A 26458-nucleotide genomic window follows, 5' to 3' on the forward strand; every position below is an offset into this window, starting at 1 on the left:
ACAAGCTGAATGGAAAGGGAAAGCTATGAAAGTTCTGGTAACCGGCGGCGCCGGCTATATCGGCAGTCACGTGGTGCGGCAGCTGGGCGAGGCCGGGCACGACGTGGTGGTCTACGACAACCTGTCGACGGGCCATCGCTGGGCCGTAACCTGTGGTGAACTGGTCGTCGGCGATCTGGCGGACGAAGAGGCGCTGGAAGCGCTGTTCAGTGCGCACAAGTTTGAGGCGGTTCTGCACTTTGCGGCGAACATTGTGGTGCCGGAATCCGTCAGCAATCCGCTCAAGTATTACGGCAACAACACCCGCAATACCCTGAACCTGCTCAAGGCAATCGAGCGCCACAGCATCCCCTACATGGTGTTCTCGTCCACCGCGGCGGTCTATGGCATGCCTGATGCACAGGTATTGACCGAGGATATGCCGCTGGCGCCGATCAACCCCTACGGCGCGTCCAAGATGATGAGCGAGCGCATGATCATGGACCTGGCGGCGGCCAGCTCCCTCAATTACGTGATTCTGCGCTACTTCAACGTGGCCGGCGCCAATGCCGAAGGGCTGCTGGGCCAGGCGACGCCGGAAGCCACCCACCTGATCAAGGTGGCCTGTGAGTGCGTCAACGGCGTGCGCGATGGCATGCAGATTTTCGGGACGGACTACGACACCCGGGATGGCACCTGTATCCGCGACTACATCCACGTCGAGGACCTGGCGAAAGCCCACGTTATGGCGCTGGACTACATGAAGCGGGGCGGTACGTCGGACGTGTTGAACTGCGGTTACGGTCGTGGCTTTACGGTGCGTGAAGTGATTGAGGTGGTGAAACGCCTGTCGGGCAACGACTTCCCGGTCACCGAAACCGAGCGCCGGGCGGGTGATCCAGCGGCTCTGATGGCGGACAATTCGAAAATTACCCGAACCCTGGGCTGGCAGCCGGACTACGACGATCTCGATACCATCGTCGGCACGGCACTGGCCTGGGAGGAAATCTGGCAGGCGCGGCAGAAGTAGGCGGTCTCTCTGCGCTGGCCTAAAGGGATTAAAATCTGAACGTTTGAAAGGATGAAGGCATGAAAATTACGATCTTTGGAACCGGCTATGTGGGTCTGGTTACGGGTGCGTGTCTGGCGGACGTCGGCCACGAAGTCCTGTGTATGGATGTGGACCCGGAGAAAATCGACAAGCTGCGCAACGGCATCATCCCGATTTATGAGCCGGGCCTGGAATCGATCGTCAATCACAACGTGTCAGCCGGTCGCCTGCTGTTCTCTACGGACACCCAGGAAGCTGTGGCCCATGGTGAGGTCCAGTTTATCGCGGTCGGTACGCCGCCGGATGAAGATGGCTCGGCCGACCTGCAATACGTTCTGGCTGTGGCCCGTTCCATCGGCCAGTACATGACCGGCTATAAAGTGGTGGTCGACAAGTCCACGGTTCCGGTTGGCACGGCCGATAAAGTGGCCGGCGCCCTGCGGGCCGAGCTGGACAAACGTGGCGAAGAGCTGGATTTCGACGTGGTCTCGAACCCGGAATTCCTGAAAGAGGGTGCCGCGGTCGCCGACTTCATGAAGCCGGACCGCATCATTGTCGGTACGGACAGCGACAAGGCCGAAGGCATCCTGCGCGAGGTCTACTACCCGTTCAACCGCAATCACGACCGCATGATCTTCATGGACGTGCGTTCCGCGGAGCTGACCAAGTATGCCGCCAACGCCATGCTGGCCACCAAGATCAGCTTCATGAACGAAGTGTCCAACCTGGCCGAGCGCCTGGGTGCGGACATTGAGTCCGTGCGCCGCGGTATCGGTTCCGATCCGCGTATCGGCTATCACTTTATCTACCCGGGCTGTGGCTACGGCGGTTCCTGCTTCCCGAAAGACGTGACTGCTCTGTCACGGACCGCCCGTGACTGCGACTACGAAGCACGCCTGCTGAACGCGGTCGAAGCCGTCAACATGGCCCAGAAGCACGTGCTGTTCGACAAGGTCAGCCACTACTTTGGCGGGGATCTGGAAGGCAAGACCATTGCGCTGTGGGGCCTGGCGTTCAAACCCAACACCGATGACATGCGTGAGGCGTCCTCGCGGGTGCTGATGGAGTCGCTGTGGAAGGCGGGTGCCAAGGTCCAGGCCTACGATCCGGAAGCCATGAAGGAAACCCAGCGGATCTACGGCGAAGAGTCCGGTCTGCAGCTGTGCGGCACCAAGGAGCAGGCACTGAAAGGGGCCGACGCACTGGTCATCTGCACCGAGTGGAAAGAGTTCCGGTTGCCGGACTTTGAGGTCATTTCTGAAGCACTGAGTCATCCGGTGGTGTTCGACGGTCGTAACCTTTACGAGCCTGAAATGCTCGAGCGCCATGGCCTGATTTACTATGCTATAGGCAGAGGTAGAAACCAGTTTTCCGCAACCGGGAGTTGAATATGAGTGGGACAGCGCCGTTTGTCCTGCATGAAAAACTCGCTGAAGACACGCTTCCGCTGGCCAGCAGTGAGCTGAGTGAATTGCGGCTGATGAACGACAGCCACTATCCCTGGCTCCTGCTGATTCCCAAACGGGTGGGTGTCCGGGAAATCTACGAACTGGCGCCGCCGGATCAACAGCGCCTGCTTCGTGAGTCGAGCGCGGTGGGCGAGGCCCTGATGACCGCATTCGACGGGCACAAGCTCAATGTGGCCGCACTGGGGAACATGGTTCCCCAGCTGCACCTGCATCACGTGGTTCGGTTTGAGGGCGATCCGGCCTGGCCCGGACCTGTTTGGGGTGTGGTGCCGGCGGCACCCTATGCGGAAGCGGACCTGCGAGACATGCAGAAGAAACTGGTTCCGGTGATTTCAGCCTACCGCTCGGTATCCTGACCGGGCGGCGCTGGCTTTTTCAGGTCCGGAACCCTCTTTCCCCCTGGCGCGCCAGCGCCTGGGCACCCACCAGTATCATTCTTAATTCCGCCTTCAGCTTATCCTGCAGTTCGCTCTTCTCCCGCGGCGTCGCATCGAGGACTTCGGCCCCCTGGTTGAATACCAGCGTGACCATGGCTTCCGCAACCAGCTTGGCGTCGGAAAGCGGCTTATGCTGCTCCTCGGCAAAACGACGCAGGTCATCCGCCAATTCGGTCACGAAATGATCGATTTCTGCCTGAATGGCCGTCCGGAACGTCTTGGAAACACCGGTGCGCTCGCGCAGCATCAGTCGGAACAGGTTGGCGTTGTTGTGCAGGTACTCCATGAACGTATCCACGGAGGTGTTGATCGCGCTGCCATTACGGGCAATGCGTTTTCGTGCCTGGCGCATCAGCTGACGCAGGGCCACGCCGCCTTCATCGACCAGGGCCAGGCCAAGTTCGTCCAGTTCGGCAAAGTGCCGGTAGAAGGAGGTCGGCGCGATACCGGCCTCCCGGGCAACCTCGCGCAGGCTCAGGCTACCGAATCCGCGCTCGGCGCTCAGTTGGCGCAAGGCGGCATCCATCAGGGCTCGACGGGTTTTCAGTTTTTGTTCGGCTCGGGCGGACACGCTGTTCTCCAGGTCCAGAAATACGTGCGGGCGCTGGAATTCCGGTGGGGACTCCAAGGGTTTTCGGCCCGGGAAAAGCAACACATGTTACCTTTCGCGGGAGGAGGCGTCATCCGCGTTCCCGACCGGGTGTCGCCGGACCGGTTCAATGCAACCGGACAACGCCACAATTCCGTATGATCGCGGCCTGATTTTGCTGGCGGTTATGTTTATAATATGCGGCCTTCAAACCGATGGGTCGGGCGCGTGTTGCGGACCAGGTGCCTGGGAGTACCGGTCACCCGGTTATCACGGGACAGACTCGGCGGTTTTCCGATAATGTGACCAGCGCTCCGGCGCAGTGGGCTGGCGGTTCCAGGCCGGTCCCCGGCGAAGTGAGATGGCTGGTGTTGGTTATATTGTGGGGATTCAGTCAATGCCGATTTACGAATACGTCTGTGATGCGTGTGGTTTCGAGAAAGACGTCATCCAGAAAATGAGTGACGCACCGTTGAGCGTGTGCCCCTCATGCGAAGCGGAGAAATTCCGCAAGCGGATTTCCGCGGCCGGTTTCCGTCTGTCCGGAAGCGGCTGGTACGAAACCGATTTCAAGACCGGTAGCAAAAAGAATCTGGCGGAGAAGGGCGGCGAGTCCGGATCCGGGAGCAAGACTGAGTCAACGGCTGGCTGAGTCTCTGAACACACTGAACACTGATTAACAGGAAAGGGTATGCGCAGTCACTATTGCGGTGGAATCAACGAATCACATATCGATCAGGACGTGACCCTCTGCGGCTGGGTTCATCGTCGCCGCGACCATGGCGGGGTTATCTTTCTGGATCTGCGTGATCGTGACGGCATGTCCCAGGTCGTGGTGGATCCGGACACGCCGGAAAGCTTTGGTCTGGCGGAGAAGGTCCGCAGCGAGTTCGTGATCCAGATCACTGGCCGCGTGCGCCGTCGTCCGGCGGGTACCGAAAACGCCAACATGCCGACCGGCCAGGTGGAAGTCCTGTGTAAGGAACTGACCATCCTGAACGCTGCGGCCACACCGCCGTTCCCACTGGACGAGCACGTCGATGTGGGCGAGGACGTGCGTCTGCGCTACCGCTTCGTCGACCTGCGCCGTCCGGAAATGCTGAACCGCCTGCGTTTCCGTTCGCGGGTCACCAGCTACATCCGCAACTACCTCGACAGCCACGAGTTCATGGATGTGGAAACGCCCATCCTGACCCGTGCCACGCCGGAAGGCGCGCGCGACTACCTGGTGCCGAGCCGGACCCACGAAGGGTCGTTCTTCGCACTGCCGCAGTCTCCGCAGCTGTTCAAGCAGTTGCTGATGGTGTCCGGTGTGGATCGTTACTACCAGATCGCCAAGTGTTTCCGTGACGAAGACCTGCGGGCCGACCGTCAGCCGGAATTCACCCAAGTGGATATCGAGGCTTCCTTTATTGACGAGCAGGGCCTGATGTCCATCACCGAAGGCATGGTGCGCGAGCTGTTCCGCGACGTGCTCAAGGTGGACCTGCCGGAATTCCCGCGTATGCCGTATTCCGAAGCCATGCAGCGTTTCGGCAGTGACAAGCCGGACCTGCGTATCCCGCTCGAGCTTGTGGACGTCGCCGATCTGGTCGAGAGCGTGGACTTCAAGGTCTTCGCCGGTCCTGCCAAGGACCCGAAAGGTCGCGTCGCGGCCCTGCGCCTGCCCAAGGGCGGCGAGCTGACCCGCAAGCAGATCGATGAGTACACCAAGTACGTGGGCATCTACGGTGCCAAGGGTCTGGCCTACATCAAGGTCAACGATCTGAGCCAGGGTGTGGCGGGCCTGCAGTCGCCGATCATCAAGTTCCTGGGCGATGACGTTGCTATGGCGCTGATCGAGCGCGTGGGTGCGGAAGACGGTGATATCGTTTTCTTCGGCGCGGACAAGACGACCGTGGTCAACGAGGCGCTGGGCGCTCTGCGCGTGAAACTGGGCCACGACCTGAACCTGCTGACCGCCGAGTGGGCGCCGCTGTGGGTCGTCGACTTCCCGATGTTCGAGGAAGACGGCAATGGCGAACTGACAGCCATCCACCATCCGTTCACCGCGCCGTCCTGCAGTGCAGAAGAGCTGGCGGCGGATCCGGCCAACGCGCTGTCCCGTGCCTACGACATGGTGCTCAATGGCACCGAGCTGGGTGGCGGTTCCATCCGTATCCACAACGAAGACATGCAGGAGGCGGTGTTCCGCATCCTGGGCATTGACGAGACTGAAGCCCGCGCCAAGTTCGGCTTCCTGCTGGATGCGCTGAAATTCGGTTGCCCGCCGCACGGTGGTCTGGCCTTTGGTCTGGACCGCCTGGTCATGCTGATGACCGGTGCCAGCTCGATCCGCGACGTGATCGCCTTCCCGAAAACCCAGAGCGCCACCTGCCTCATGACCCAGGCGCCGGGCGAAGTGGACGAGCGTCAGCTGAAAGAACTGCACATCCGTCTGCGCAAGCCGGCCGTCGCCAAGGGCGTCGAAGGCGAGGCCAAGAAGGAAGACTGATCCTCACCGACGACAGACGTCTCTCCCGACCGTGGCCACTACCCGGTCGGGAGTGCTCGTTGAGTAGCTTTTGCATTTACCACTTGATGGAGTGATTCATGGCAGGTCACAGCAAATGGTCCAATATCAAGCATCGCAAGGCGGCTCAGGATGCCAGGAAAGGCAAGGTTTTCACCAAGCTCATCCGTGAGCTGACCGTTGCCGCCCGTCAGGGTGGGGCGGATCCCAACGACAACCCTCGTTTGCGTGCCGTGGTCGACAAGGCACTCACCGCCAACATGAAGAAAGACACCATGGAGCGGGCGATCGAGCGGGGTGTCGGCAATTCCGACGACACCAGTTACGAAGAACTCACCTACGAGGGGTACGGGCCCAACGGCGTCGCCATTTATGTGGAGGCGATGACCGATAACCGCAACCGTACGGTGGCCGAAGTGCGTCACGCCTTCAACAAATTTGGCGGCAACCTGGGTACGGATGGCTCCGTGGCCTACCTGTTCACCAAGCAGGGCGTGATTTCCTATGGTCCGGAAACCGATGAAGAGTCGCTGATGGAAGCGGCGCTGGATGCGGGTGCCGAAGACCTGGCCAAGCAGGAAGACGGTTCTTTCGAGATCATCACCCTGCCGGAGCAGTTCCTCGACGTGAAGGAGGCGCTGGTGGCATCCGGTCATGCGCCGGACAACGCCGAAGTGACCATGGTGCCGGCCACCTACATCGAGCTGGATCGGGATGCCGCCGAAACCATCCTCAAACTGATCGACATGCTGGAAGATCTCGACGACGTCCAGAATGTCTATTCCAACGCCGACATCCCGGCCGAGGTAATGGACGCCCTGAATGCCTGATTCTGGAGCAGCCGGAGACTGGGTGTGTCGATAATTCTGGGTGTGGATCCCGGCTCGCGGGTCACCGGCTACGGGCTGATCCGCAGCAACGGTCGCCTGACCGAATACCTGGATAGCGGCTGTATCCGCATGGGCGAGAAGCCCATGGCCGAGCGTCTGCAGGTGATCTATCAAGGTCTGGCCACCCTGATCGACCAGTTCCGCCCCGACGAGTTTGCCATCGAGCAGGTGTTCATGGCGCGCAACCCGGATTCCGCCCTCAAGTTGGGACAGGCCCGGGGCGTGGCGATCGTCACGGCGGCCAATTCGGGGTTGCCCGTCAACGAGTACTCGGCCCGACAGGTCAAGCAAGCGGTGGTCGGCAAGGGCGGGGCCGACAAGACACAGGTGCAGCACATGGTCCAGAGTATCCTGAAGCTGAACAAGCGGCCTCAGGCGGATGCCGCCGACGCCCTGGCGATTGCCCTGTGCCACGCTCACATGAGTCAGAGTATTGGCCGCATCGCGGCCGGCAGCCGCGTTCGGGGCGGTCGGCTCCGGTAGGCAGACAATAAAGACGACAATGACAGGCGACGCGCTCCCGTGTCGCTCAGGCAGCGAGGAGGCAGTGCGTGATAGCCCAGATCCGCGGACGACTGATCGAGAAAATGCCCGGCCATGTTCTGGTGGACTGCAACGGCCTCGGTTATGAACTGGATATTCCCTACACCACCTTTTTCCATCTCCCGGAATCCGGTCAGGAGGTGACACTCTTTACGCACTTCTCGGTGCGCGAGGATGCCCAGAACCTGTATGGTTTTGCTGCTCGGCTGGATCGCGACCTGTTTCGCCTGCTGATCAAGGTAAACGGCGTCGGCCCGAAGATGGCGCTGGCGATCCTGTCGGGTCTGGATTCCCAGCAGTTTGTGCGCTGCGTCGATAACCGGGATGTGGCCTCGTTGGTCAAGATCCCGGGTGTTGGCAAGAAAACCGCCGAGCGGCTGCTGATCGAAATGGGCGATCGCCTCGGCAAGCTTGAAGGCATGCCGCAGATCAATGCGGACGTGCCGACCCTCAACACCGCCAACCAGCCTGACGCCCACAAGCCGGAAGACGAGGCGGAAGCGGCCTTGATTTCACTGGGTTACAAGCCCCAGGAGGCCGCCAAGGCCGTCAGTCGCGTGGCCGAGGCCGGCATGAGTTCCCAGGAAATGATCCGTCTGGCCCTGAAGAACATGATTCCCGCCGGTTGAACTCTCCCGGAACACAGTGTCTGATAGTGTCACCAGCCTGCACAGGCGCATAAAAAACGTCCCGCTCACCCTGACTGCGACAGGTATCCAGGACTGGCGGGACGTTACGTCGTTTTGTTTAAATGCAACTCAAGTTGCCGTCTGACAAGAATCTGACCAGAGCGTAACGTGACAGCGGGACTCGCGTTTGTAAAATGAACGTGAAATGATGTTGAACGCGTCGCCACGGAATACAGATAAACAACAGGATGCCCGCGAACCAACGCCATGATTGAATCCGATCGCCTGATTTCACCGCAGAGCAGTGCGTTTGAAGATGTACAGGATCGTGCTATTCGTCCCACATTGCTGTCCGAGTACGTCGGCCAGCCTGCGGTTCGGGAGCAGATGGAGATCTTTATCTCCGCGGCGCGTCGTCGCCAGGAAGCTCTCGATCACGTCCTCATTTTCGGCCCGCCGGGTCTGGGTAAGACCACGCTCGCCAACATCATTGCCAATGAAATGGGTGTGGCGATCAAGACCACATCCGGTCCGGTATTGGAAAAGGCCGGCGACCTGGCGGCCATGCTCACCAATCTGGAAGAGGGCGACGTTCTCTTTATCGATGAGATCCATCGTCTGAACGCGGCCGTCGAGGAAGTGCTCTATCCGGCGATGGAGGACTACCAGCTCGATATCATGATCGGTGAGGGGCCAGCGGCCCGTTCGATCAAGCTGGATCTGCCGCCGTTTACCCTGGTGGGCGCGACCACCCGGGCGGGTTTGCTGACCTCGCCGCTGCGGGATCGCTTCGGCATTGTCCAGCGGCTGGAGTTCTACAACAACGCCGACCTGACCCACATTGTCCAGCGCTCGGCGTCCCTGTTGGGTGTGGACATGGAAGACGCCGGTGCCCGGGAAATCGCGCGCCGTTCACGGGGGACGCCGCGGATTGCCAATCGCCTGCTGCGCCGGGTGCGCGATTACGCCGAGGTGAAAGCCGACGGCGTGATTACCGCTGAAGTGGCGGATCTGGCGCTCAATATGTTGAAGGTGGATAACCAGGGCTTTGACCACATGGACCGCCGTTTGCTTCTGGCCATGATCGAAAAGTTCGACGGTGGCCCGGTGGGCGTAGAGAGCCTGTCAGCGGCGATCAGTGAGGAGCGCGGCACCATCGAGGACGTGCTGGAGCCGTTCCTGATCCAGCAGGGGTATATGGTCCGCACGCCCCGCGGGCGTATGGTGACCAACCATGCCTACCTGCACTTCGGCGTGACGCCGCCGGGCAGCGATTCGGAGGGGCAATAGCATGGAAGCGCCGAAACACGAGTTTCGTTGGCCGGTACGGGTCTATATCGAAGACACCGATGCCGGCGGCATCGTCTATCACGCCCGCTATCTGCACTTTATGGAGCGGGCGCGCACCGAGTGGGTGCGAAGTCAGGGGATCGCCCTGCGGGCCGGTCTTGCGGACAACATCAGTTATGTCGTGCAAAAGATGGATATTCACTTCCGACAGCCGGCCCGGCTCGATGACGAGCTTTGGGTCTCGGCGAATCTGGTGTCCAGCGGTCGCGTCTGGTTTGGCTTCAAGCAGCAGGTCATACGCCAGTCCGATGGGGCGTTGCTGGCGGAAGCGGATGTCAAAGTGGCCTGTGTGGCGTTGGACACCGGGCGCCCCCGAGCATTGCCGGAGGCCATGCAGGCCGTCGTCAGGGAAATTACAGCGAATTGAAGGGCCGGTGCGGCCCGAGTCAGATCCAGGAGTGAAACGTGGAGTCACATCTTTCGGTTTGGAGTCTTGTTGCGAACGCCAGCTTCCTGGTCCAGGTGGTCATGTTGCTGCTCGTCCTGGCCTCGGTTATCTCGTGGGCCCTGGTGTTCCAGCGCCTCCAGGTGTTCAAGAAGGCACGCAAGGCCCAACTGGTCTTCGAGGAAAAGTTCTGGTCCGGCATGGATCTGGGGCAGCTTTATCGTGAGGTCAGCAATGATCCGACGGCGCACAGCGGTCTGGAGTCGGTATTCCGGGCCGGTTTCCGGGAGTTCTCAAGGCTGCGCCAGCAAAGCCAGGATCCCGATGCGGTGATGGACGGCTCCCAGCGTGCCATGCGGGTGGCGTTGTCCCGGGAGCAGGAAAAACTCGAGGCGCACCTGCCGTTCCTGGCGACGGTCGGCTCCACCAGTCCTTATGTGGGGCTGTTCGGCACGGTCTGGGGGATCATGAACTCCTTCCGCGGCCTGGCGCAGGTTCAGCACGCCACCCTGGCGACCGTCGCGCCGGGCATTTCCGAAGCCCTGATTGCCACTGCCATGGGTCTGTTTGCCGCAATTCCAGCGGTTGTGGCCTACAACCGGTTTGCTGCCAAATCCGACGCGTTGCTGAAGAACTACGAAACCTTCGCCGAAGAGTTTTCCAGCATCCTGCACCGTCGTGTTCACAGCAGCGAGAAAGGCCGCGCAGCCTAAGCTGTCGGGAGGCACAGTATGAAAAGTACGGGAATTACCTCGACGCCGCGGCGTAAGCCCATGGCCGAGATCAACGTGGTGCCTTACATCGACGTGATGCTGGTGCTGCTGGTGATCTTCATGGTGACGGCGCCGATGATGACCCAGGGGGTCAAGGTCGATCTGCCGGAAACCACGTCCGATCCGATGCAGGCACCAAAAGACGTTGAGCCTGTCATTGTTTCTGTGGATGCCAACGGCGCGTACTACATCGAAGTGGGTGACAAGGGCTCCGACCCCATGCCATTGCCGACCCTGACCGAACAGGTCAATAAGGTCCTCTCCGGTCGCAGTCAGCGTGATGTGCTGGTGCGGGGCGACCGCAACGTGGATTACGGCACCGTAGTGCGGTTAATGGCGGCGCTGCAATCGGCAGGCGCTACGAGCGTTGGACTGATCACAGAGGAACCGGAAGGTTGATTCGGTTGTGACGGATAATAAACGCGAACCCAATGATTATCTGTCGCGCCCGCCCTGGCGCAGTCCGGTGGCTCTGTCCATCGCGCTGCACGTGGGGATTGTGGTGTTTTCGCTGGTGGGCTGGTCCTGGTCCAAGCCCAGTCACGAGCCGCCTCCGCGCAGTATCCAGGCCCGGCTGATCATGCCGGAGCCAGTGGCCGCGCAGAAGCCGGAGGTCAAGCCACCGTCGCAGCCGGAATCACAGCCCAAGCCGGATCCCCAGGAAGATGCCCGTAAAAAGGCGGCGGAACAGGCCAAGGCTGAGGAACAGAAGCGCCAGGAAGAGGCCCGCAAAAAGGCCCTGATTCGCGAGAAAGAGAAGCAGGAAGCGGCCGCCAAGGCGAAAGAGGAGGCCCGCCGTAAAGCCGAGGCCGAAGCGGCGGCTGCCGCCAGGAAAAAGGCGGAAGAGGAAAAGCGGCGCAAGGAGCTGGCCGAGAAGAAGGCCGCTGAAGAGAAGCGCAAGGCGGAAGAAAAAGCCGCCGAAGAGCGTCGCAAAGCCGAGGAAAAACGTAAGCAGGAAGAAGCGGAGCGCAAGCGCCAGGAACAGCTGGCCAAAGAGCGGCGTGAAGCGGAAGAGAAGAAGCGCGAGGAAGAGCGCCGCAAGCGCGAGCAGCAACTGGCGACGATGGCCGAACAGGCGCAGCAGCAACAGGAAGCGGCCGCACGTGAAAAGGCGGAGGCTGCCGCAGCCGCCAAGGCACGGCAGGCCCGGATGGCTTCGGAAAGCGAAAAATACGAGGCCCTGATCCGGCAGAGACTGAGTGATGCCTGGTATATCCCGTCGTCTGCGCGCAAGGGGTTGAAGACGACACTGGAGATTATGTTGCTGCCGACCGGCGAGCTGGTCTCGGTCAAGATCACCAACAGCAGCGGCAACAAAGCGTTTGATAACTCGGCTCTCAGTGCCGTTCGGGGTGTGAGTCGCTTCCCGGTGCCGGACGATGCGGACGTGTTCAACACGTATTTCCGACGCTTCTCGATTCAGTTCGACCCGGAAACGCTCAAGTAGGATGCTGATTTAAACCGATCGACAACGACAGGATGCACAGAATGATGCGTGTGATAGTGACCATGGTGCTGGCCGCCTGTATCGCGCTCCCGGTTCACGCGGAGCTGATGATTCGGATTACCGAGGGGGCCGACAACGCCATCCCGGTGGCGGTGGTGCCGTTCGGTAAAGCCGATGGTTTCCAGCCCAGTGAGAACATCAGCCAGATTGTCCACGAAGATCTGGCGATGAGCGGTGAATTCAAGCCGCTGGCGGCGGAGCGCATGCTGAGCCTGCCGACCAACGGCGACGATGTGTTTTACCGGGACTGGCGCCTGCTGGGCCAGAAATACCTGTTGGTCGGCCAGGTGCAGCCGGCGGGCGGCGACAAGGTGTCGGCCCGCTATGAGCTGTTCGACGTCAACCGCGAAAAGCGCATCATGGGGGAAACGGCGTCCGTAGCCTCCAACAATCTGCGCACGCTGGCCCACCACATCAGCGACAAGGTGTACGAGGCGATCACCGGCAACAAGGGCGTTTTCTCCACCCGCATTGCCTACGTCACCCTGGATATGGAGAACGGCAAGCGCATCTATCGTCTCAACGTCAGCGATGTGGACGGCAAGCGGGCGAGCGTCCGTCTCAAGTCGAGCGAGCCCATCCTATCGCCGGCCTGGTCCCCCGATGGTAAGAAGCTGGCGTACGTGTCCTTTGAGACAGGGCGCCCGGCAATCTATATCCAGCAACTGGCGAACGGTCAGCGGACGCGGATCGCCCAGTTCCCCGGTTTGAACTCAGCGCCGGCCTGGTCACCCGATGGCGACTCGCTGTTGATGACCCTGTCCCGGGATGGCAATGCCGAAATCTATAAGATGGATGTGGCCAGTCGGAAACTGACGCGGATGACGGATCACTGGGCGATCGACACCGAGCCCGACTGGGCGCCGGATGGCGATTCCTTCCTGTTCACGTCGGATCGTTCCGGTGGTCCGCAAATTTACAGGATGGATGCTGATGGCGGTGACCCACGCCGCTTGACGTTCGGCAGTCGCTACAACGCACGCCCCCGGTTCAGCCCGGACGGCGAACACATTTTCTATGTTCACCAGCGCGATTCCTATTTCCACATTGCGCGGATGAATATTGAAAGCGGAGAGGAGACGATCCTGACCCGCACCAAGCTGGATGAGTCGCCCAGTGTGGCTCCCAATGGACGTCTGCTGATCTATGCAACCCAGGAAGGAGGCCAGAGTGTTCTCGCGGTTATTTCCGCCGACGGTGGTTCCAACTACATTCTCCCGTCGCGTTTCGGTGATGTGCGTGAGCCGGCCTGGTCACCCTTCCTGAATTGACGTTAAAACGGTAACTTATGAGCCTCTGGGTCAATTCCGGATGCCATCCGGCGTTCAGCGGCTCACACATCAAAACCAATCAAGGAAAAGACAATGATTCGTACCTATTCCAAGTTATTCGCATTGCTGGTTGCCATGGGCGTCATGGCGGGCTGTAGTTCAACCGGTGGCACGCAGGAAGAAGGTGCTTACGGCTCCGATGTTTCTGCCGTTGATCAGGAAGGCGGTAGCGAAGTCTACGGCGGTGAAGGTTCCAGCGGTGTTTCCTCTCAGACCATGACTGACGAGGAGCGTGCCGCACAAGCTGAACAGGCGGCGCAGCAAGAGCAGGCGGCCATGCGCAAGATCACCACGTTCTACTTCGATTTCGATACCTCTGAAATCAAGTCCGAGTCCCGCGACGTGCTGATTGCCCACGCCAAGTACCTGGCAGCTAACCCGAACCGCAGCGTACGCCTGGAAGGTCACGCGGACGAGCGCGGTACCAAGGAATACAACCTGGCGCTGGGTGAGCGTCGTGCCAAGGCCGTCGAACGCTTCCTGGTGGTGAATGGCGCCTCGCGCGACCAGATCGAAACCATCAGCTACGGCGAAGAGAAGCCGGCTGTGATGGGGCACGACGAGAGCGCGTATGCCCAGAACCGTCGTGTGGAATTGATCTACCAATAACAGGGTGTGTGGCACATGAGGCGATTTCTCATGGCCGCCGTGGCGCTGTCGCTGAGCGGCAGCGCCCTGGCGCAATCTTCGGTTCCCGCTTACCAGAATGCGGACTCTGCGGCTCGAAGCCAGTCGGGTGACAGCCAGGCCAGTTCCGAGCTGTATTTCATGATCCAGCAGCTGCGTCGACAGGTGCAGGAACTGCAGGGCGATCTGGAAGAACAGCGGCACAAGCTCGATCAGCTCTCCAAGCAGTCCCGGCAGCGCTACATCGATCTGGACCAGCGCGTCCTGGAGTTGTCGCGCAAGCAGTCGGATCAGCCGTCACAGGCTGCGACGGGGGCTTCCGGTGCGGACGAGCAGGGTAGTGGCGACTCGGATCAGGTCCAGAAAACGCGGGAATACCGCGCGCCGACCCAGGCCGAGCAGGCCGAATACGATGAGATCCAGACGCTCATCCGGGACAAGAAGGCCTACGACCAGGCGATCGATAAGCTCTACAGCTTTATCTCGGAGCATCCGGAAGGGGATCTGACGGTCAATGCCTATTACTGGCTCGGGGAAGTGTATCTGGCCAAGCCCCAGTTGCCTCAGGCCAAGCAGGCGTTCACGATCGTCGCGACCCGGTTCGCCGATCATCGCAAGGCGCCGGATGCGTTGTACAAGCTGGGTGTCACCCAGGCGCGAATGGGCAACGATGCGGACGCACGCTCGACCCTGCAGTCGGTGCCAAAGAAATACCCGGATTCCAACGCAGCGAAGCTGGCGCGGGATTATTTGACGAAGTTGTGATCAAAACCGGGGTCGCATTGGTCGGTTTGTAAGCAGGTTTTTGTTGCGGTTGATGTTTTCTGAGGAATTCAGAAAATTTCCTGGAACTGGGGCTTGCCAAGCGAAAAAAAATCCGTACCATATGCGCCTCGTTCGGGGTCGTTAGCTCAGTTGGTAGAGCAGTTGGCTTTTAACCAATTGGTCGATGGTTCGAATCCATCACGACCCACCACCTATTTGAGGAAGGCGCTTTGAAGCGGCTTCCAAGCGATAAGAGCCTGAATCGTCGGGGGAAATCGCAGACCGTTTTGGGTCGTTAGCTCAGTTGGTAGAGCAGTTGGCTTTTAACCAATTGGTCGATGGTTCGAATCCATCACGACCCACCAAACAAGGCAGGCGACACTGCCACCTGAAAGGGGAGCCCAAGGCTCCCCTTTTTTATTGCCTGATGGTCGGCAATCCTTGCCTGATCATGTGGTTATGGCCGTTTCAGGTCGCCGGGCGCAAGCTCAGGTATGGGAACCGTCCGGCGACTGCCTTATCATGCAACCATGACGTTAATGTGTCGCTCCAAGGGTTGCTATAATCCCGGTTTGCCCCCATTTACAGGGCATTATCCACGGCCGGCATGGGCGATGCGGATCTGGATGGCCAAAGAGCGGTCCAAGGGACATGTCGGGCGACAGGTGAGAGAAGAGAATTCATGGTAAATGCCAAAGACAGAATCCTGGTACAGGAACATCTTGCCCATGAGGCGGAACCGCGGTCGTTGAGCGCCGACGAGAAACGTCGCCTTGAAGACGCCATCAAGGCCGAGCTGAAAGCTCGTGATGCCGTGTTGGTCGCCCATTATTACACCGACCCCGACATCCAGCGCCTGGCGGAAGAAACCGGTGGCTGTGTGGCGGATTCCCTGGAGATGGCCCGTTTCGGAAACCAGCATTCCGCGACGACAGTCGTGGTTGCCGGCGTGAAGTTCATGGGCGAAACCGCCAAGATCCTGAACCCGGAAAAGACCGTCCTGATGCCGACGCTGGAGGCCACCTGCTCGCTGGATGTGGGCTGTCCTGCCGACGAGTTCAGTGCTTACTGCGATGCGCATCCGGACCGGACCGTGGTGGTTTATGCCAATACGTCTGCTGCGGTGAAAGCACGGGCGGACTGGGTCGTCACCTCAAGTTGCGCGCAGAGCATCGTTGAACATCTGGACGCTCGTGGCGAGAAGATCCTGTGGGCGCCGGACAAGCATCTGGGCGGTTATATCGAACGCACCACCGGCGCTGACATGCTGCTTTGGGACGGCTCCTGTATCGTCCATGAGGAGTTCAAGGCCCGCGGTGTCGATGATCTCAAGGCGCTGTATCCGGATGCCGCGATTCTGGTCCACCCGGAATCACCGGAAGCGGTGGTGGAAATGGCCGACGTGGTGGGCTCCACATCCCAGCTGATTCACGCAGTGCAGACGCTTCCCAACGAGCGCTTTGTGGTCGCCACCGACAACGGCATTTTCTACAAGATGCAGCAGCTGGCGCCGAACAAGACGCTGATCGAAGCGCCTACGGCGGGTAATGGCGCCACATGTCGCAGTTGCGCCCATTGTCCCTGGATGGCGATGAACGGGCTGGAAAACCTGCTTCATGTCCTGCAAACAGGGGATCAGGAAATTCATGTGGATGAGACGCTGCGTGAAGAGGCGTTGCGGCCCCTGCGCCGGATGCTCGATTTCACCGCCTCGATGAACCTCAAGGCGGCGGGTAACGCCTGATCGGTGTGGCTAAACCGGATGGCTGACGCGGGCTATCCGGTATTCCCTTCTTCTTTGGAATCTCTTCCTACTGCTGTGCTTCGTGCATGGCCCGGGTGATCTGCGACAGGCGTTGAGTCACAATTTCCCGGGTTGGCGTGCCGGGCGGTGCCTTGTTCTGGGCTTCGCGGAGCTGGCGTATCGCTGCTTCATGGTCGCCCATCAGCAGGTAGTACTCGGCCCGGGCACGGTGTACGCCCACAATATTGCGAGCCTGACCTTCGGCGTCGGACAGTTTTAGCCAGATATAGGCCTTGTCGGGGTAGTCGTTGGCCAACTTGCTGTAGACCTCGGCCGCTCTCTGGGCATGGTTGCCTGCGTAGAGGGAGTCGGCCAACTGATAGCGGATCGGGTAATTGCCCGGGTTGCGGTGCAGGGCATCGTCCATCAGCGAGATGGCTTCTTCGGTTTTTTTCTCCCGGGTCAGCGTTTCGGCCAGCGTGACCTGGAACGTGATGCGCCCGGGATAGTCGTTCAGCAGGTCTTTCAGGATCTTCTCCGCACCGGCTGCGTCGTCGGCGGCCAGTTTGGCGACGGCGAGCCCATAGCGTGCAGAGGGTGGGGGCAGGGTGTCCTTCTGGTCGACATACTGCTGAAAGATTTCAACGGCCTTCTCAGGCGTCTGGGCGTAATGCACCATCACCCGGGCGCGTACCAGGTGATATTCCATGGAATCCTGGTAGTCCTCGGATGGGTACTGATTGGCGCGGCTGCGGGAATCCGAGATCCGGTTCTGGGTCAGGGGGTGCGTCGAGAGGTATTCCGGGACCTCGCTGCCCTGCAGGCGGCTCTGGCGCATCATGATCTCGAACATTTCCGGCATGCCGTGCGGATCGAATCCGGCAGCGGCCAGCATGTCGAGGCCCACGCGGTCCGCCTCCCGCTCATTGGAGCGGCTGTACTGAAGCATATTCTGCACGGCCGCGGCCTGGGAGCCGGCGATCGTGGCAATGCCGACATCGGATTTGGTCACCGCGGACAGGATAATCCCGGCCAGCATGCCGGCCATGGCCAGGGGCGCGTTCTGTTCCTGACGCTCCATGCGGCGGGCAAAATGACGCTGAACCAGGTGGCCCAGTTCGTGGGCCATGACCGACGCGAATTCCTGCTCGGTTTCGGCGTTCAGGAACAGGCCGCCGTTAACGCCGATAACGCCGCCGGGAACGGCAAACGCGTTGATGGCGTCGCTATCGATCACCACCATACTGAGGTTGCGGTTCTGCAGCGCGGCGTAGGGCAGCAACCGGTGAACCACCGTCGACAAGTAGTCGAGTACCAGGGGATCCCCGATCTCCGGGGTGGAGCGACGGATCGATTGCAGGACCTGCTGGCCGATGGCGGCTTCCTGCTGTTCGGAAATCAGGCCTCCGCCAACGCCACCCAGAGAGGGCAGGTTGCTGTCGTCGGCGTAAACGGGCGTCGCTGTCGCCAGGCAGATTGCCAAGCCTGCCGTCAGCCCCAGGAGTCCCTTACGACAAAAGTGGGGGACTAACACGTGATTCATAGCGGGCCTGATATACTCCTGATGGTATGATTTTTACAGTGTGCGCTTATGTTTACACGGTGGATCATGACAGATTCAAGCGACTTTGGAAGTATCCGATACTATGGCAGACCATTTTCTGGACACCAGCGGGCTTCGTTGTCCCATGCCGCTGCTCAAGACCAAGCTCCAGCTCAATAGCATGCAGCCAGGCGACAACCTGGAAGTTATATCTACAGACCCGGGATCAGCTAAAGATATCCCGTCTTTCCTGAAATTAACCCAGCATGTTCTGGAAAAGGCAGAAGAATCCGAGGGGATCTTCCGTTTTCTGATACGCTGTGGCGATTCGCGTTAGACGGAGCGGTTGATGGTCAGAATTATCCGGGCGCTGGCCCACAAATACTTTTCGGATGATGAAGCGGTCATCCTGTTCCTGCTGTTGATCCTCGGGACGCTGGCCGTGATCTGGATGGGGGATACGCTGGCGCCGGTGATCGCCGCCGTGATCATCGCCTTCATCCTGCAAGGTCTCGTTACCAAAATGACGAATCACGGGGTGCCCAACCTGGTGGCCGTGATACTCGTCTTCCTGCTCTTTCTGGGCGTTCTGGTGGGCTTCCTGCTGGGCATGATGCCACTGTTGTGGTCGCAGTTGACGTCGTTGGCCGGCGAAACGCCGCGCATGTTCCGGGAAATGCAGGCCTATCTGGAGCTGCTGCCCCAGGAATACCCGCACCTGGTGTCGATGGCACAGATCAACAACCTGTATCAGCAGGCCACCAGTGAGGCCGCCAACTTCACCCAGTGGCTGGTGTCGTTTTCCCTGTCGAGCATTCCCGACGTTATGGCGATCCTCATCTACCTGGTCCTGCTGCCGATCCTGGTGTTCTTCTTCCTGAAGGATCGCGACCTCCTGGTGCGGGCCCTGGCGTCGACCCTGCCGCAGCAGCGCCCGATGATGCGGCGCATCTGGGCCGAGGTGAACCAGCAATGCGCCAACTACGTGCGAGGCAAGGCCCTCGAAATCGTCATCGTTGGTGGCGCGACCTTTGTGGCGTTCCGGTTGATGGGGTTGCCCTATGCGGCCTTGCTGTCCCTGCTGGTGGGCCTGTCGGTCGTCATCCCCTATATCGGGGCGGCGGTGGTGACCGTACCGGTGGCCATGATCGGCCTGTTTGCCTTTGGCTGGAGCAGCGAGTTCATCTGGCTGATGGTGGTTTACGGCATCATTCAGGCGCTGGACGGTAACGTTCTGGTGCCGGTCCTTTTCTCCGAGGTGAACAATCTTCACCCGGTCGTGATCATCATCGCAGTGCTGTTCTTTGGCGGTATCTGGGGGTTGTGGGGCGTGTTCTTCGCGATTCCTCTGGCCACCATGCTCAAGGCCATCTTTGCAGCCTGGCCGGTGCATTATTCGTTGCCGCCCGAGGATAAGCGGGCTGCCGAGTAGTCCGGGATACTGACGGCAGGCGTGGCCTGCCGTCAGCTCAGGGCTTAAAGTCCCTGCGCGGCCTCCAGGACCTCTTCAACGTGCCCTTTCACCTTCACCTTGCGCCACTCCTGGCGCAGGACGCCTTCCTTGTCGATCAGGAATGTGCTGCGTTCCACGCCCAGGCTTTCCTTGCCGTACATCTTCTTGAGCTTGATGACGTCAAACAGTTTGCACACGGTTTCGTCCTTGTCGGAGAGCAGTTCGAACGGGAACGACTGCTTGGCCTTGAAGTTCTCGTGTGACTTGATGCCGTCACGGGAGACCCCGAAGATCACCGTGTCCGCCTTCTCGAAGGCGTCATGATGGTCGCGGAAATCGCCGCCTTCGGTGGTGCAACCCGGGGTGCTGTCCTTCGGGTAGAAGTAAATGACAACGTTTTTCTTGCCGCGAAAATCAGACAGGCTGATGTCCTGCTCGCCGGTGGCCGGCAGGGTGAAATCCGGAACCGGTTGGTTCAATTCTACGGTGCTCATGGCATCTCCTTGCTGTGAAATGAATGGTTCAATGGGTTCTACGATGAAAAGTCTGTCAGGCGGTCATATAGAATGGTTGTTTCGGTTGTCAGCCGCAATTACCATTACCGTTTTACGCGAACGGAGTCATTATGATCACTGGTAGCCTCGTCGCCCTGGCCACCCCCATGCACCCCGATGGAGAGATTCATTGGGAAGAGCTGGATCGCCTGGTCGATTTCCACCTGGACAATGGCACCCACGGGATCGTTGCCGTCGGCACGACCGGTGAGGCGTCCACCCTCGATCCGGATGAGCATTGTCGTGTTATCGGCCATATTATCAAACGGGTGAATGGTCGCATTGCAGTGATTGCCGGCACCGGTGGTAACTCCACGCGGGAAGCGATCGAACTGACGGCCGAGGCTCACAAATTGGGCGCTGACGCCTGCCTGCTCGTTGTGCCGTACTACAACAAGCCGACCCAGGAAGGGCTTTATCGTCATTTCCGGACCATTGCCGAAGCCGTACCGGTCGATCAGATCCTCTATAACGTACCGGGCCGGACCTCCTGCGACATGATGAACGAGACCGTCGAGCGCCTTGCCGACATCCCCAACATCGTGGGCATCAAGGACGCGACCGGTAATATTCCGCGCGGTGAGGAACTCATCCAGCGGGTTGAGGGTCGTATGGTGGTCTATTCCGGTGACGACGCGACCGCAGCCGACCTGATGCTGGCCGGCGGCAAGGGCAACATCTCTGTGACCGCCAACGTGGCGCCGCGGGGTATGGCTGACCTGTGTGAAGCGGCCATTGCCGGGGACCGGGACCGGGTGGCCCAAATCAACGAGAAGCTGATGCCGCTGCATCGCAAGCTCTTCCTGGAAGCCAACCCGATTCCTGTTAAGTGGGCTCTGCATCGCATGGGCCTGATCAGCGAAGGCATCCGTTTGCCGCTGACCCCCCTTGATCCGAAATTCCACTCAGAGGTCGAGGAGGCGCTGACCAGCGCAGGTGTCCTTTGAATCAATCCAAACAGGTGGGGGCGGGCTCAGACGGCTCGTCCCGGAGTCGTTTGATGCGTTCTGATACCCGACCGGCCCGCCTGATGGCAGGCGCCTTGATGCTGGGCCTGCTGTCAGGTTGCGGCATTATCCATGACCGCTCCAATGAATACCGCGACGCGCCAACCGGCAAAGGCGTCAAAGTGCCAGACTGGCAAACCCGTGAGCACATCCAGCCGGCCTATCCCATCCGTGATACCCAGACCGGGGATCAGGTGGCGACCGGTGAGTTTGAAATCCCCAATCCGCCGGATATGACGTCCGAAATCCTCGACCAGAACTACGTGATCGAGGAACTCAATGGACAAATCTGGCTGCTGGTCAACGAAGTCCCCGGGCGGGTGTGGCCGATGGTGTCGTCCTACCTGACGGATCGCGGGCTCGGAGTGGCGCGGGATAACCCGCAGATTGGCCTGCTACAGACGGAAGTGGCGGATTTCAGTTCCCGCGCACGCAACCTGCTGGATATCACCAATGAGAATCCCGACAAACTGACTGTGGTGCAGTCGCGGATTTCCCCGGGGGTCCGTCGCAAGACCACCGAGATCCAGTTCCGCGTGAGCAAGGTCGACGGTCGTCCGGACGGCATGCTGCAGTGGCCGTCGGAAACCTCCGATGCCAAAGAAGAGCGCACGCTGCTGTCTGACCTGGGCGATTTCCTCAAACAGCGGGAAGACACCAAGTCCTACTCCCGCGCAGCGCTCAATATTCCCAGCGCACCGAAAGTGAAGATGGTCGCCGGCCAGAGCAGCGATCCCCACATCGAGATGGACTTGAGTTTCGATCGGGCCTGGTCTGAAGTGACCCGCTCGCTGTCCGAGGCGCAGGTTCCGGTAGTCGATATCGACCGCAGTGCCGGTCAGTTCTATGTGGATTTCCGCACGGAAGACGAGCGGGAGTCGGGCTGGTTCAACTGGTTTGCAGATCCCGACAAACCGGAGTACACCTATCTTGTCAGCATCCGCAAGGAAGGCGACGCGGTGAACCTGAGAACGAAGACCGCACCGGATTACAACGGCGACGATCGTTCAGCCCGCTTGCTGTCGACCCTGTTCGAGCATCTCTATTAATCGTTAAAATCTATCCGGCGGCTCCCAGGGCCGCCGCGCACACCGGAGAAAGAAAATGGAAAAGCGCGAAGCGCTCTATTCAGGTAAAGCCAAGTCGGTCTACCGCACCGACGATCCCGACCGCTTCGTACTGCTGTTTCGCGACGACACCTCGGCTTTCGATGGTGAGAAGAAGGAACAGCTGGCCCGCAAGGGGATGGTCAACAACCGTTTCAACGCCTTCATTATGGAGAAGCTGGAAGCGGCCGGCATCCCGACGCATTTCGAGAAAGTCCTGTCTCCGGTGGAATCGCTCGTGAAGAAGCTGGACATGTTTCCGGTCGAATGTGTCGTCCGGAACTACGCCGCCGGCAGCCTGTGCCGTCGTCTCGGTGTCGAGGAAGGGCAGGCCCTGCAGCCGCCGACCTTCGAACTGTTCCTGAAGGACGACGCGCTGCACGATCCAATGATCAACGAATCGCTGGCGGAAACCTTCGGCTGGGCCGGCGCCGACGATCTGGCGCAAATGAAAACGCTGACCTACAAGGTCAACGACGTGCTCAAGAAACTGTTCGACGATGCCGGCATGCTGCTGGTGGACTACAAGCTGGAATTTGGCCGTTCCGACGGTCAGATTGTCCTGGGTGACGAGTTCAGCCCCGACGGCTGTCGGATCTGGGACAAGGACACCCGCAAGAAGATGGACAAAGACCGCTTCCGTCAGGGCCTGGGTGAAGTGATTGAGGCCTACGAGGAAGTGGGTCGTCGGCTGGGTATCCAGTTCGACTGAAGACCCTGAGTAGTCGCCCGGTATCGGCAGCCGGGCCTGATCCACCCACAACACATCAAGAACAGGAAGGTGACACATGCGTAAAACCGCCATCGTACTACTGGGCGGCCTGGGCTGCTTTAGCTCCGTGGCTGCGGCTGATGTGGTGGGTGTGGGTGCCCAGGTCAGCTACTGGGACTCCGACCTGACCGGTACCGCCAGCCAGAACAGTGACGAAGTTGACGTCGACGACGATCTGAATCTGGACAGCGACGACAATGTCAATCTGACCGCGGTTTTCGAACACCCGATTCCCGTGCTTCCCAACATTCGAGTGAATTACACCGCGATCAAACAGAGCGGTAACGGCAATGTCGGGGTCGATGGCTTTGGTGATCTGCTTCCCGGCGTACCGGTTCATTCCGAGCTGGACATCGACCAGCTTGACTTGACGATGTATTACGAGCTTCTGGATAACTGGGTCAACCTGGATGCGGGCCTGACCGTGCGCAAGCTTGATGGCGACCTGAAGGTTGAACAGCGCACGGTGGCCGGCAACGCGACGCGCACCAAGATCGACGCGGTCGTTCCCATGCTGTATGCGGCCGCCCGTTTTGATCTTCCGCTGACCGGTTTGTCCGTCGGTGTTGAGGGTAACGGCGTCAGCTATGGCGGCGACTCGCTGCTCGACGGCTCGGCCTACGCGCAATACGACCTGTCCGTGCTGCGCCTGCAGGCCGGGTATCGTAAAATGAGCATCGACTATGAAGATGGCGATGACGCCATGGACGTGGATCTGGGTGGACCGTTCATCAGCGCTGGCCTGGATTTCTGAACAGCGCCTGAATTCGGCATTAAAAGAGCGCCATCTGGCGCTCTTTTTTTATGGGTATGGTTAGAATAGGCTTTATAACAGGCTGACCTGATCGGAGCCGACCACGCCCAGTTGATTCGTCGAGCTGTAGGCGAGGTACCGACAGGGTTCTGATTATGCGGACAGGGATGTGTCGAACGTCGCCACGTGCCTGACTCCCGCCATCCCATCCATGTTTTCCGATTACCGACAGGGAGATTAACTTGAAGATTCTGGTCACCGGCACGGCAGGTTTTATTGGTTCGCACCTGGCTCACCGCCTCCTGGACCGAGGCGATGAAGTCATCGGCGTGGATAACGTGAATGACTATTACGACGTCAGCCTGAAAGAAGCACGCCTGGAACGCCTGACATGCCGCGAGGGTTTTACCGAAGTTCGCAAGGACGTTGCCGACCGGGAAGCCATGGAAGCCGTCTTCCGGGACTACCAGCCGGAGCGAGTTGTCCACCTGGCGGCCCAGGCGGGTGTGCGTTACTCCCTGGAAAACCCGCACGCCTACGTCGATGCCAACCTGGTGGGCTTCATGAACATTCTGGAGGGTTGCCGGCATAACGACGTGAAGCATCTGGTCTACGCCTCCAGCAGCTCCGTCTACGGCGCCAACGAGACCATGCCGTTCTCCGTCCACGATAACGTGGACCACCCGTTGAGCCTGTACGCGGCCTCCAAGAAAGCCAACGAATTGATGGCGCACACCTACAGCCATCTGTACCGTCTGCCGACCACCGGACTGCGTTTCTTTACCGTCTATGGTCCCTGGGGCCGGCCGGACATGGCGTTGTTCATCTTCACCCGCAAGATCCTGGCCGGTGAGCCCATCGATGTGTTCAATCACGGCCACCACAAGCGTGACTTCACCTACATCGACGATATCGTCGAAGGCGTCGTCCGAACCCTGGACAACGTGGCGGAACCGAACGACGAGTGGAGCGGTGCCAACCCGGATCCCGGCACCAGCAACGCGCCTTATCGGATCTACAACATCGGCAGCAACAACCCGGTGGAGTTGAGCCGGTTTATCGAGATCATCGAAGAACGGATTGGCCGCAAGGCGGAGAAGAATCTGCTGCCAATGCAGCCGGGTGATGTACCGGCCACCTACGCCGATGTTCAGGCCTTGATCGACGACGTGGGTTATAAGCCGGACACGCCGGTAGAAGAGGGGATCGCGCGTTTTGTGGACTGGTATCGGTCGTTCTACGGGGTGTAAAAACGACCGGCAATATTTTTTGCCGGCCGGGTTCAAAAAACCAGTTGACCCCCGGGGAGCGGATCAGTATAGTTCGTCCCCGTTGACGGAGGACCATAGCTCAGTTGGTTAGAGCGCTACCTTGACATGGTAGAGGTCGGCAGTTCGAATCTGCCTGGTCCTACCAACGAATTCCGTTACGAAAGAGCCGCTTAGGATGATGTCCAAGCGGCTTTTTTGTGTCTTGGGAAAGCCGGTTCATATCTTTGCTCCAAGACCGTAGGTTGGGCTGACGCAGGAAGCCCAACAGCGATTACCCGGGAATTTCCGCATCACACCACCTCTTCGTCGTGGCGCCTGAGCGGGCAAAGCGTGATAGATGAAGCTTGGCGTCCCGTCCGGTTCATTCGCTGATTTACGGTGCGCCTCGGAATGTTGGGCTTCCTGCGTCAGCCCAACCTACAGTCGCCTTCGGCCGCAGCTTTGGTGTCAGCGCCTTAGAATCAACTTCCTCACCGCACTCCACCGATTGATCAGCAACGCCCCGAAAATCAGCGAGCATCCGGCCGCCTGCATGCCAGACATGATCTCGCCGAACCAACCCGCCGCAAAGATAGCGACCCAGACCGGTTCCAGAACCATAATCACAACCCCATGACTGTTGATCGACAGACTCTGCGCATAGGTCTGAACGAAGAAGCGCCCCGCCGTGCCAAGGATGGCCGAGAGGCCGACCCAGACCAGGATCATCGGATTGAAGTGATGGACCGTGGGTAGCCAGGACTCACGGATCGCGGACAGACTCAGGGTGACCGCGCCGACCGTCACCAGGGCGATGGCGGTCAGGGCCAGGGCGGGCACGCGTTCCTTGCGACGTTCACCGCCGGTTCTGCGCTGAACGATGCGGGTGTTCGCGGCACGGGTGTTGAGCGTGAAATAAAGTGCAAAGATCAGGGCCGCCAGGACAAACAGCACCTGGCCCGGCTCCGGACGGAAACCGTTACGCAGGGACAGCAACGCCAGCCCGGAAATCGCGACGGGCAGGGCGACCCAGGTGGACATCGGTTGCGCTTCCCGGAACACGACCCGCGCGATCACCGGCACAAAGACGACGCCGAGGCTGGTGAGGAAGGCGCCTTCGCCCACGTTCTCCGTGAGAAACAGGCCGCTGATCCAGCAGCTCATGGCAACACCAAACACCAGCCCGACGCCCACGGCACGCCGAAGCTGCTCCAACGACAAACGGGCGATCTGACGGTGGCCGGCGATACAGAGAATGGCGCCGGCCAGTAGAAAGCGGCAGGCCATGAACAGCAACGGCGGCATCAGCAGGACCGCCTCTTTCGAGAAAATCCAGCCGATTCCAGCGAGCAGGGTAACCAGGACAAGCAGGAGATCGGCTTTTCTGGCGTCAGTAAGGTTCATTCAGTGAAACAGCCGAGTGGGTTATTGAAACGCC

Annotated in this window: 28 protein-coding genes and 3 tRNA genes; 27 read left to right on the forward strand and 4 right to left on the reverse strand. The window is 59.8% G+C overall.

The features are described 5' to 3' along the window. Positions 1 to 25 precede the first annotated feature (25 nt). Genes galE through EB809_RS11060 form a run of 3 tightly spaced genes read left to right on the forward strand, consistent with a single transcriptional unit; the run spans position 26 to position 2855 of the window. A complete protein-coding gene (galE, locus tag EB809_RS11050; RefSeq protein ID WP_123634878.1) occupies positions 26 to 1009 on the forward strand; it encodes a UDP-glucose 4-epimerase GalE in 984 nt (327 codons plus the stop codon). Positions 1010 to 1068: 59 nt separating this feature from the next. Further along, the gene (locus EB809_RS11055) at positions 1069 to 2418 is read left to right on the forward strand and encodes a UDP-glucose dehydrogenase family protein (protein ID WP_123634879.1); all 1350 of its coding nucleotides are present in this window, start codon (positions 1069 to 1071) and stop codon (positions 2416 to 2418) included. Between the two features lie 2 nt (positions 2419 to 2420). Beyond that, positions 2421 to 2855 (forward strand): HIT domain-containing protein, encoded by a 435-nt coding sequence (locus EB809_RS11060; protein ID WP_123634880.1) that lies wholly within the window; start codon positions 2421 to 2423, stop codon positions 2853 to 2855. Positions 2856 to 2874: 19 nt separating this feature from the next. On the opposite strand, the gene fabR is transcribed toward EB809_RS11060, so the two are convergent. After that, on the reverse strand, positions 2875 to 3507 hold the full coding sequence (fabR, locus tag EB809_RS11065) for an HTH-type transcriptional repressor FabR (RefSeq protein WP_123634881.1): 633 nt from the start codon (positions 3505 to 3507) through the stop codon (positions 2875 to 2877). A 415-nt stretch (positions 3508 to 3922) separates the two neighbouring features. On the opposite strand from fabR, the gene EB809_RS11070 reads away from it, so the two are divergent. The 16 genes from EB809_RS11070 to nadA all read left to right on the forward strand — a co-directional run bounded on the left by EB809_RS11070 (position 3923) and on the right by nadA (position 16581). Next, positions 3923 to 4177 carry an FmdB family zinc ribbon protein gene (locus tag EB809_RS11070; protein WP_123634882.1) on the forward strand — a complete coding sequence of 85 codons (255 nt, stop codon included), beginning with the start codon at positions 3923 to 3925 and terminating at the stop codon, positions 4175 to 4177. A 39-nt stretch (positions 4178 to 4216) separates the two neighbouring features. After that, positions 4217 to 6019 carry an aspartate--tRNA ligase gene (gene aspS, locus EB809_RS11075; protein ID WP_123634883.1) on the forward strand — a complete coding sequence of 601 codons (1803 nt, stop codon included), beginning with the start codon at positions 4217 to 4219 and terminating at the stop codon, positions 6017 to 6019. Between the two features lie 98 nt (positions 6020 to 6117). Continuing rightward, complete coding sequence (locus EB809_RS11080) at positions 6118 to 6867, forward strand: YebC/PmpR family DNA-binding transcriptional regulator (RefSeq protein WP_123634884.1); 750 nt, start codon at positions 6118 to 6120, stop codon at positions 6865 to 6867. 24 nt (positions 6868 to 6891) lie between these two features. After that, entirely contained in the window at positions 6892 to 7410 is a 519-nt protein-coding gene (ruvC, locus tag EB809_RS11085) for a crossover junction endodeoxyribonuclease RuvC (protein WP_123634885.1), read from the forward strand. A gap of 68 nt (positions 7411 to 7478) precedes the next feature. After that, positions 7479 to 8099 (forward strand): Holliday junction branch migration protein RuvA, encoded by a 621-nt coding sequence (gene ruvA / locus EB809_RS11090; RefSeq protein ID WP_123634886.1) that lies wholly within the window; start codon positions 7479 to 7481, stop codon positions 8097 to 8099. A gap of 267 nt (positions 8100 to 8366) precedes the next feature. Then, positions 8367 to 9389 carry a Holliday junction branch migration DNA helicase RuvB gene (gene ruvB, locus EB809_RS11095; RefSeq protein WP_123634887.1) on the forward strand — a complete coding sequence of 341 codons (1023 nt, stop codon included), beginning with the start codon at positions 8367 to 8369 and terminating at the stop codon, positions 9387 to 9389. Position 9390: 1 nt separating this feature from the next. Continuing rightward, positions 9391 to 9816 (forward strand): tol-pal system-associated acyl-CoA thioesterase, encoded by a 426-nt coding sequence (gene ybgC, locus EB809_RS11100; protein ID WP_123634888.1) that lies wholly within the window; start codon positions 9391 to 9393, stop codon positions 9814 to 9816. Positions 9817 to 9854: 38 nt separating this feature from the next. After that, positions 9855 to 10547, forward strand: coding sequence for a protein TolQ (tolQ, locus tag EB809_RS11105; protein WP_123634889.1), 693 nt, complete (start codon positions 9855 to 9857; stop codon positions 10545 to 10547). A gap of 18 nt (positions 10548 to 10565) precedes the next feature. Then, complete coding sequence (tolR, locus tag EB809_RS11110; protein ID WP_123634890.1) at positions 10566 to 11006, forward strand: protein TolR; 441 nt, start codon at positions 10566 to 10568, stop codon at positions 11004 to 11006. Between the two features lie 7 nt (positions 11007 to 11013). After that, positions 11014 to 12054: a cell envelope integrity protein TolA gene (gene tolA / locus EB809_RS11115; RefSeq protein WP_123634891.1), complete on the forward strand. Its 1041-nt coding sequence runs from the start codon at positions 11014 to 11016 to the stop codon at positions 12052 to 12054. A 41-nt stretch (positions 12055 to 12095) separates the two neighbouring features. Continuing rightward, positions 12096 to 13385, forward strand: coding sequence for a Tol-Pal system beta propeller repeat protein TolB (tolB, locus tag EB809_RS11120; RefSeq protein ID WP_123634892.1), 1290 nt, complete (start codon positions 12096 to 12098; stop codon positions 13383 to 13385). A 93-nt stretch (positions 13386 to 13478) separates the two neighbouring features. Beyond that, entirely contained in the window at positions 13479 to 14054 is a 576-nt protein-coding gene (pal, locus tag EB809_RS11125) for a peptidoglycan-associated lipoprotein Pal (RefSeq protein WP_123634893.1), read from the forward strand. Positions 14055 to 14069: 15 nt separating this feature from the next. Continuing rightward, positions 14070 to 14837, forward strand: coding sequence for a tol-pal system protein YbgF (ybgF, locus tag EB809_RS11130; RefSeq protein ID WP_123634894.1), 768 nt, complete (start codon positions 14070 to 14072; stop codon positions 14835 to 14837). Between the two features lie 135 nt (positions 14838 to 14972). After that, positions 14973 to 15048, forward strand: a tRNA-Lys gene (locus EB809_RS11135). 78 nt (positions 15049 to 15126) lie between these two features. After that, positions 15127 to 15202 (forward strand) — tRNA-Lys (locus EB809_RS11140). A 317-nt stretch (positions 15203 to 15519) separates the two neighbouring features. Next, positions 15520 to 16581, forward strand: coding sequence for a quinolinate synthase NadA (nadA, locus tag EB809_RS11145; RefSeq protein ID WP_123634895.1), 1062 nt, complete (start codon positions 15520 to 15522; stop codon positions 16579 to 16581). A gap of 67 nt (positions 16582 to 16648) precedes the next feature. On the opposite strand, the gene EB809_RS11150 is transcribed toward nadA, so the two are convergent. Further along, complete coding sequence (locus EB809_RS11150; RefSeq protein WP_123634896.1) at positions 16649 to 18124, reverse strand: M48 family metalloprotease; 1476 nt, start codon at positions 18122 to 18124, stop codon at positions 16649 to 16651. Between the two features lie 103 nt (positions 18125 to 18227). Between EB809_RS11150 and EB809_RS11155 the strand changes: the two genes are divergently transcribed. Both EB809_RS11155 and EB809_RS11160 read left to right on the forward strand, forming a co-directional pair. Beyond that, on the forward strand, positions 18228 to 18461 hold the full coding sequence (locus EB809_RS11155) for a sulfurtransferase TusA family protein (protein ID WP_123634897.1): 234 nt from the start codon (positions 18228 to 18230) through the stop codon (positions 18459 to 18461). Positions 18462 to 18473: 12 nt separating this feature from the next. Beyond that, positions 18474 to 19556 carry an AI-2E family transporter gene (locus tag EB809_RS11160; RefSeq protein ID WP_123634898.1) on the forward strand — a complete coding sequence of 361 codons (1083 nt, stop codon included), beginning with the start codon at positions 18474 to 18476 and terminating at the stop codon, positions 19554 to 19556. Positions 19557 to 19600: 44 nt separating this feature from the next. On the opposite strand, the gene EB809_RS11165 is transcribed toward EB809_RS11160, so the two are convergent. Continuing rightward, positions 19601 to 20071 (reverse strand): peroxiredoxin, encoded by a 471-nt coding sequence (locus EB809_RS11165; RefSeq protein WP_123634899.1) that lies wholly within the window; start codon positions 20069 to 20071, stop codon positions 19601 to 19603. 131 nt (positions 20072 to 20202) lie between these two features. Here EB809_RS11165 and dapA point away from each other — a divergent pair, with 131 nt between their 5' ends. From dapA to EB809_RS11195, 6 genes are all read left to right on the forward strand, one after another. Next, the gene (gene dapA, locus EB809_RS11170; RefSeq protein ID WP_123634900.1) at positions 20203 to 21078 is read left to right on the forward strand and encodes a 4-hydroxy-tetrahydrodipicolinate synthase; all 876 of its coding nucleotides are present in this window, start codon (positions 20203 to 20205) and stop codon (positions 21076 to 21078) included. Positions 21079 to 21131: 53 nt separating this feature from the next. Beyond that, positions 21132 to 22187, forward strand: coding sequence for an outer membrane protein assembly factor BamC (gene bamC, locus EB809_RS11175; RefSeq protein WP_123634901.1), 1056 nt, complete (start codon positions 21132 to 21134; stop codon positions 22185 to 22187). 55 nt (positions 22188 to 22242) lie between these two features. After that, positions 22243 to 22956 carry a phosphoribosylaminoimidazolesuccinocarboxamide synthase gene (gene purC, locus EB809_RS11180; protein WP_123634902.1) on the forward strand — a complete coding sequence of 238 codons (714 nt, stop codon included), beginning with the start codon at positions 22243 to 22245 and terminating at the stop codon, positions 22954 to 22956. A gap of 76 nt (positions 22957 to 23032) precedes the next feature. Beyond that, the gene (locus EB809_RS11185) at positions 23033 to 23770 is read left to right on the forward strand and encodes a TIGR04219 family outer membrane beta-barrel protein (protein ID WP_123634903.1); all 738 of its coding nucleotides are present in this window, start codon (positions 23033 to 23035) and stop codon (positions 23768 to 23770) included. 242 nt (positions 23771 to 24012) lie between these two features. Next, positions 24013 to 25020 (forward strand): NAD-dependent epimerase, encoded by a 1008-nt coding sequence (locus EB809_RS11190; RefSeq protein WP_123634904.1) that lies wholly within the window; start codon positions 24013 to 24015, stop codon positions 25018 to 25020. A gap of 89 nt (positions 25021 to 25109) precedes the next feature. Further along, positions 25110 to 25186 (forward strand) — tRNA-Val (locus EB809_RS11195). A gap of 302 nt (positions 25187 to 25488) precedes the next feature. On the opposite strand, the gene EB809_RS11200 is transcribed toward EB809_RS11195, so the two are convergent. Further along, positions 25489 to 26424: a DMT family transporter gene (locus tag EB809_RS11200; protein ID WP_123634905.1), complete on the reverse strand. Its 936-nt coding sequence runs from the start codon at positions 26422 to 26424 to the stop codon at positions 25489 to 25491. Positions 26425 to 26458: the final 34 nt, after the last annotated feature.

Origin of the sequence: Marinobacter sp. R17, from assembly GCF_003789045.1 — a bacterium.
Taxonomy (GTDB): Bacteria; Pseudomonadota; Gammaproteobacteria; order Pseudomonadales; family Oleiphilaceae; genus Marinobacter_A; species Marinobacter_A mangrovi.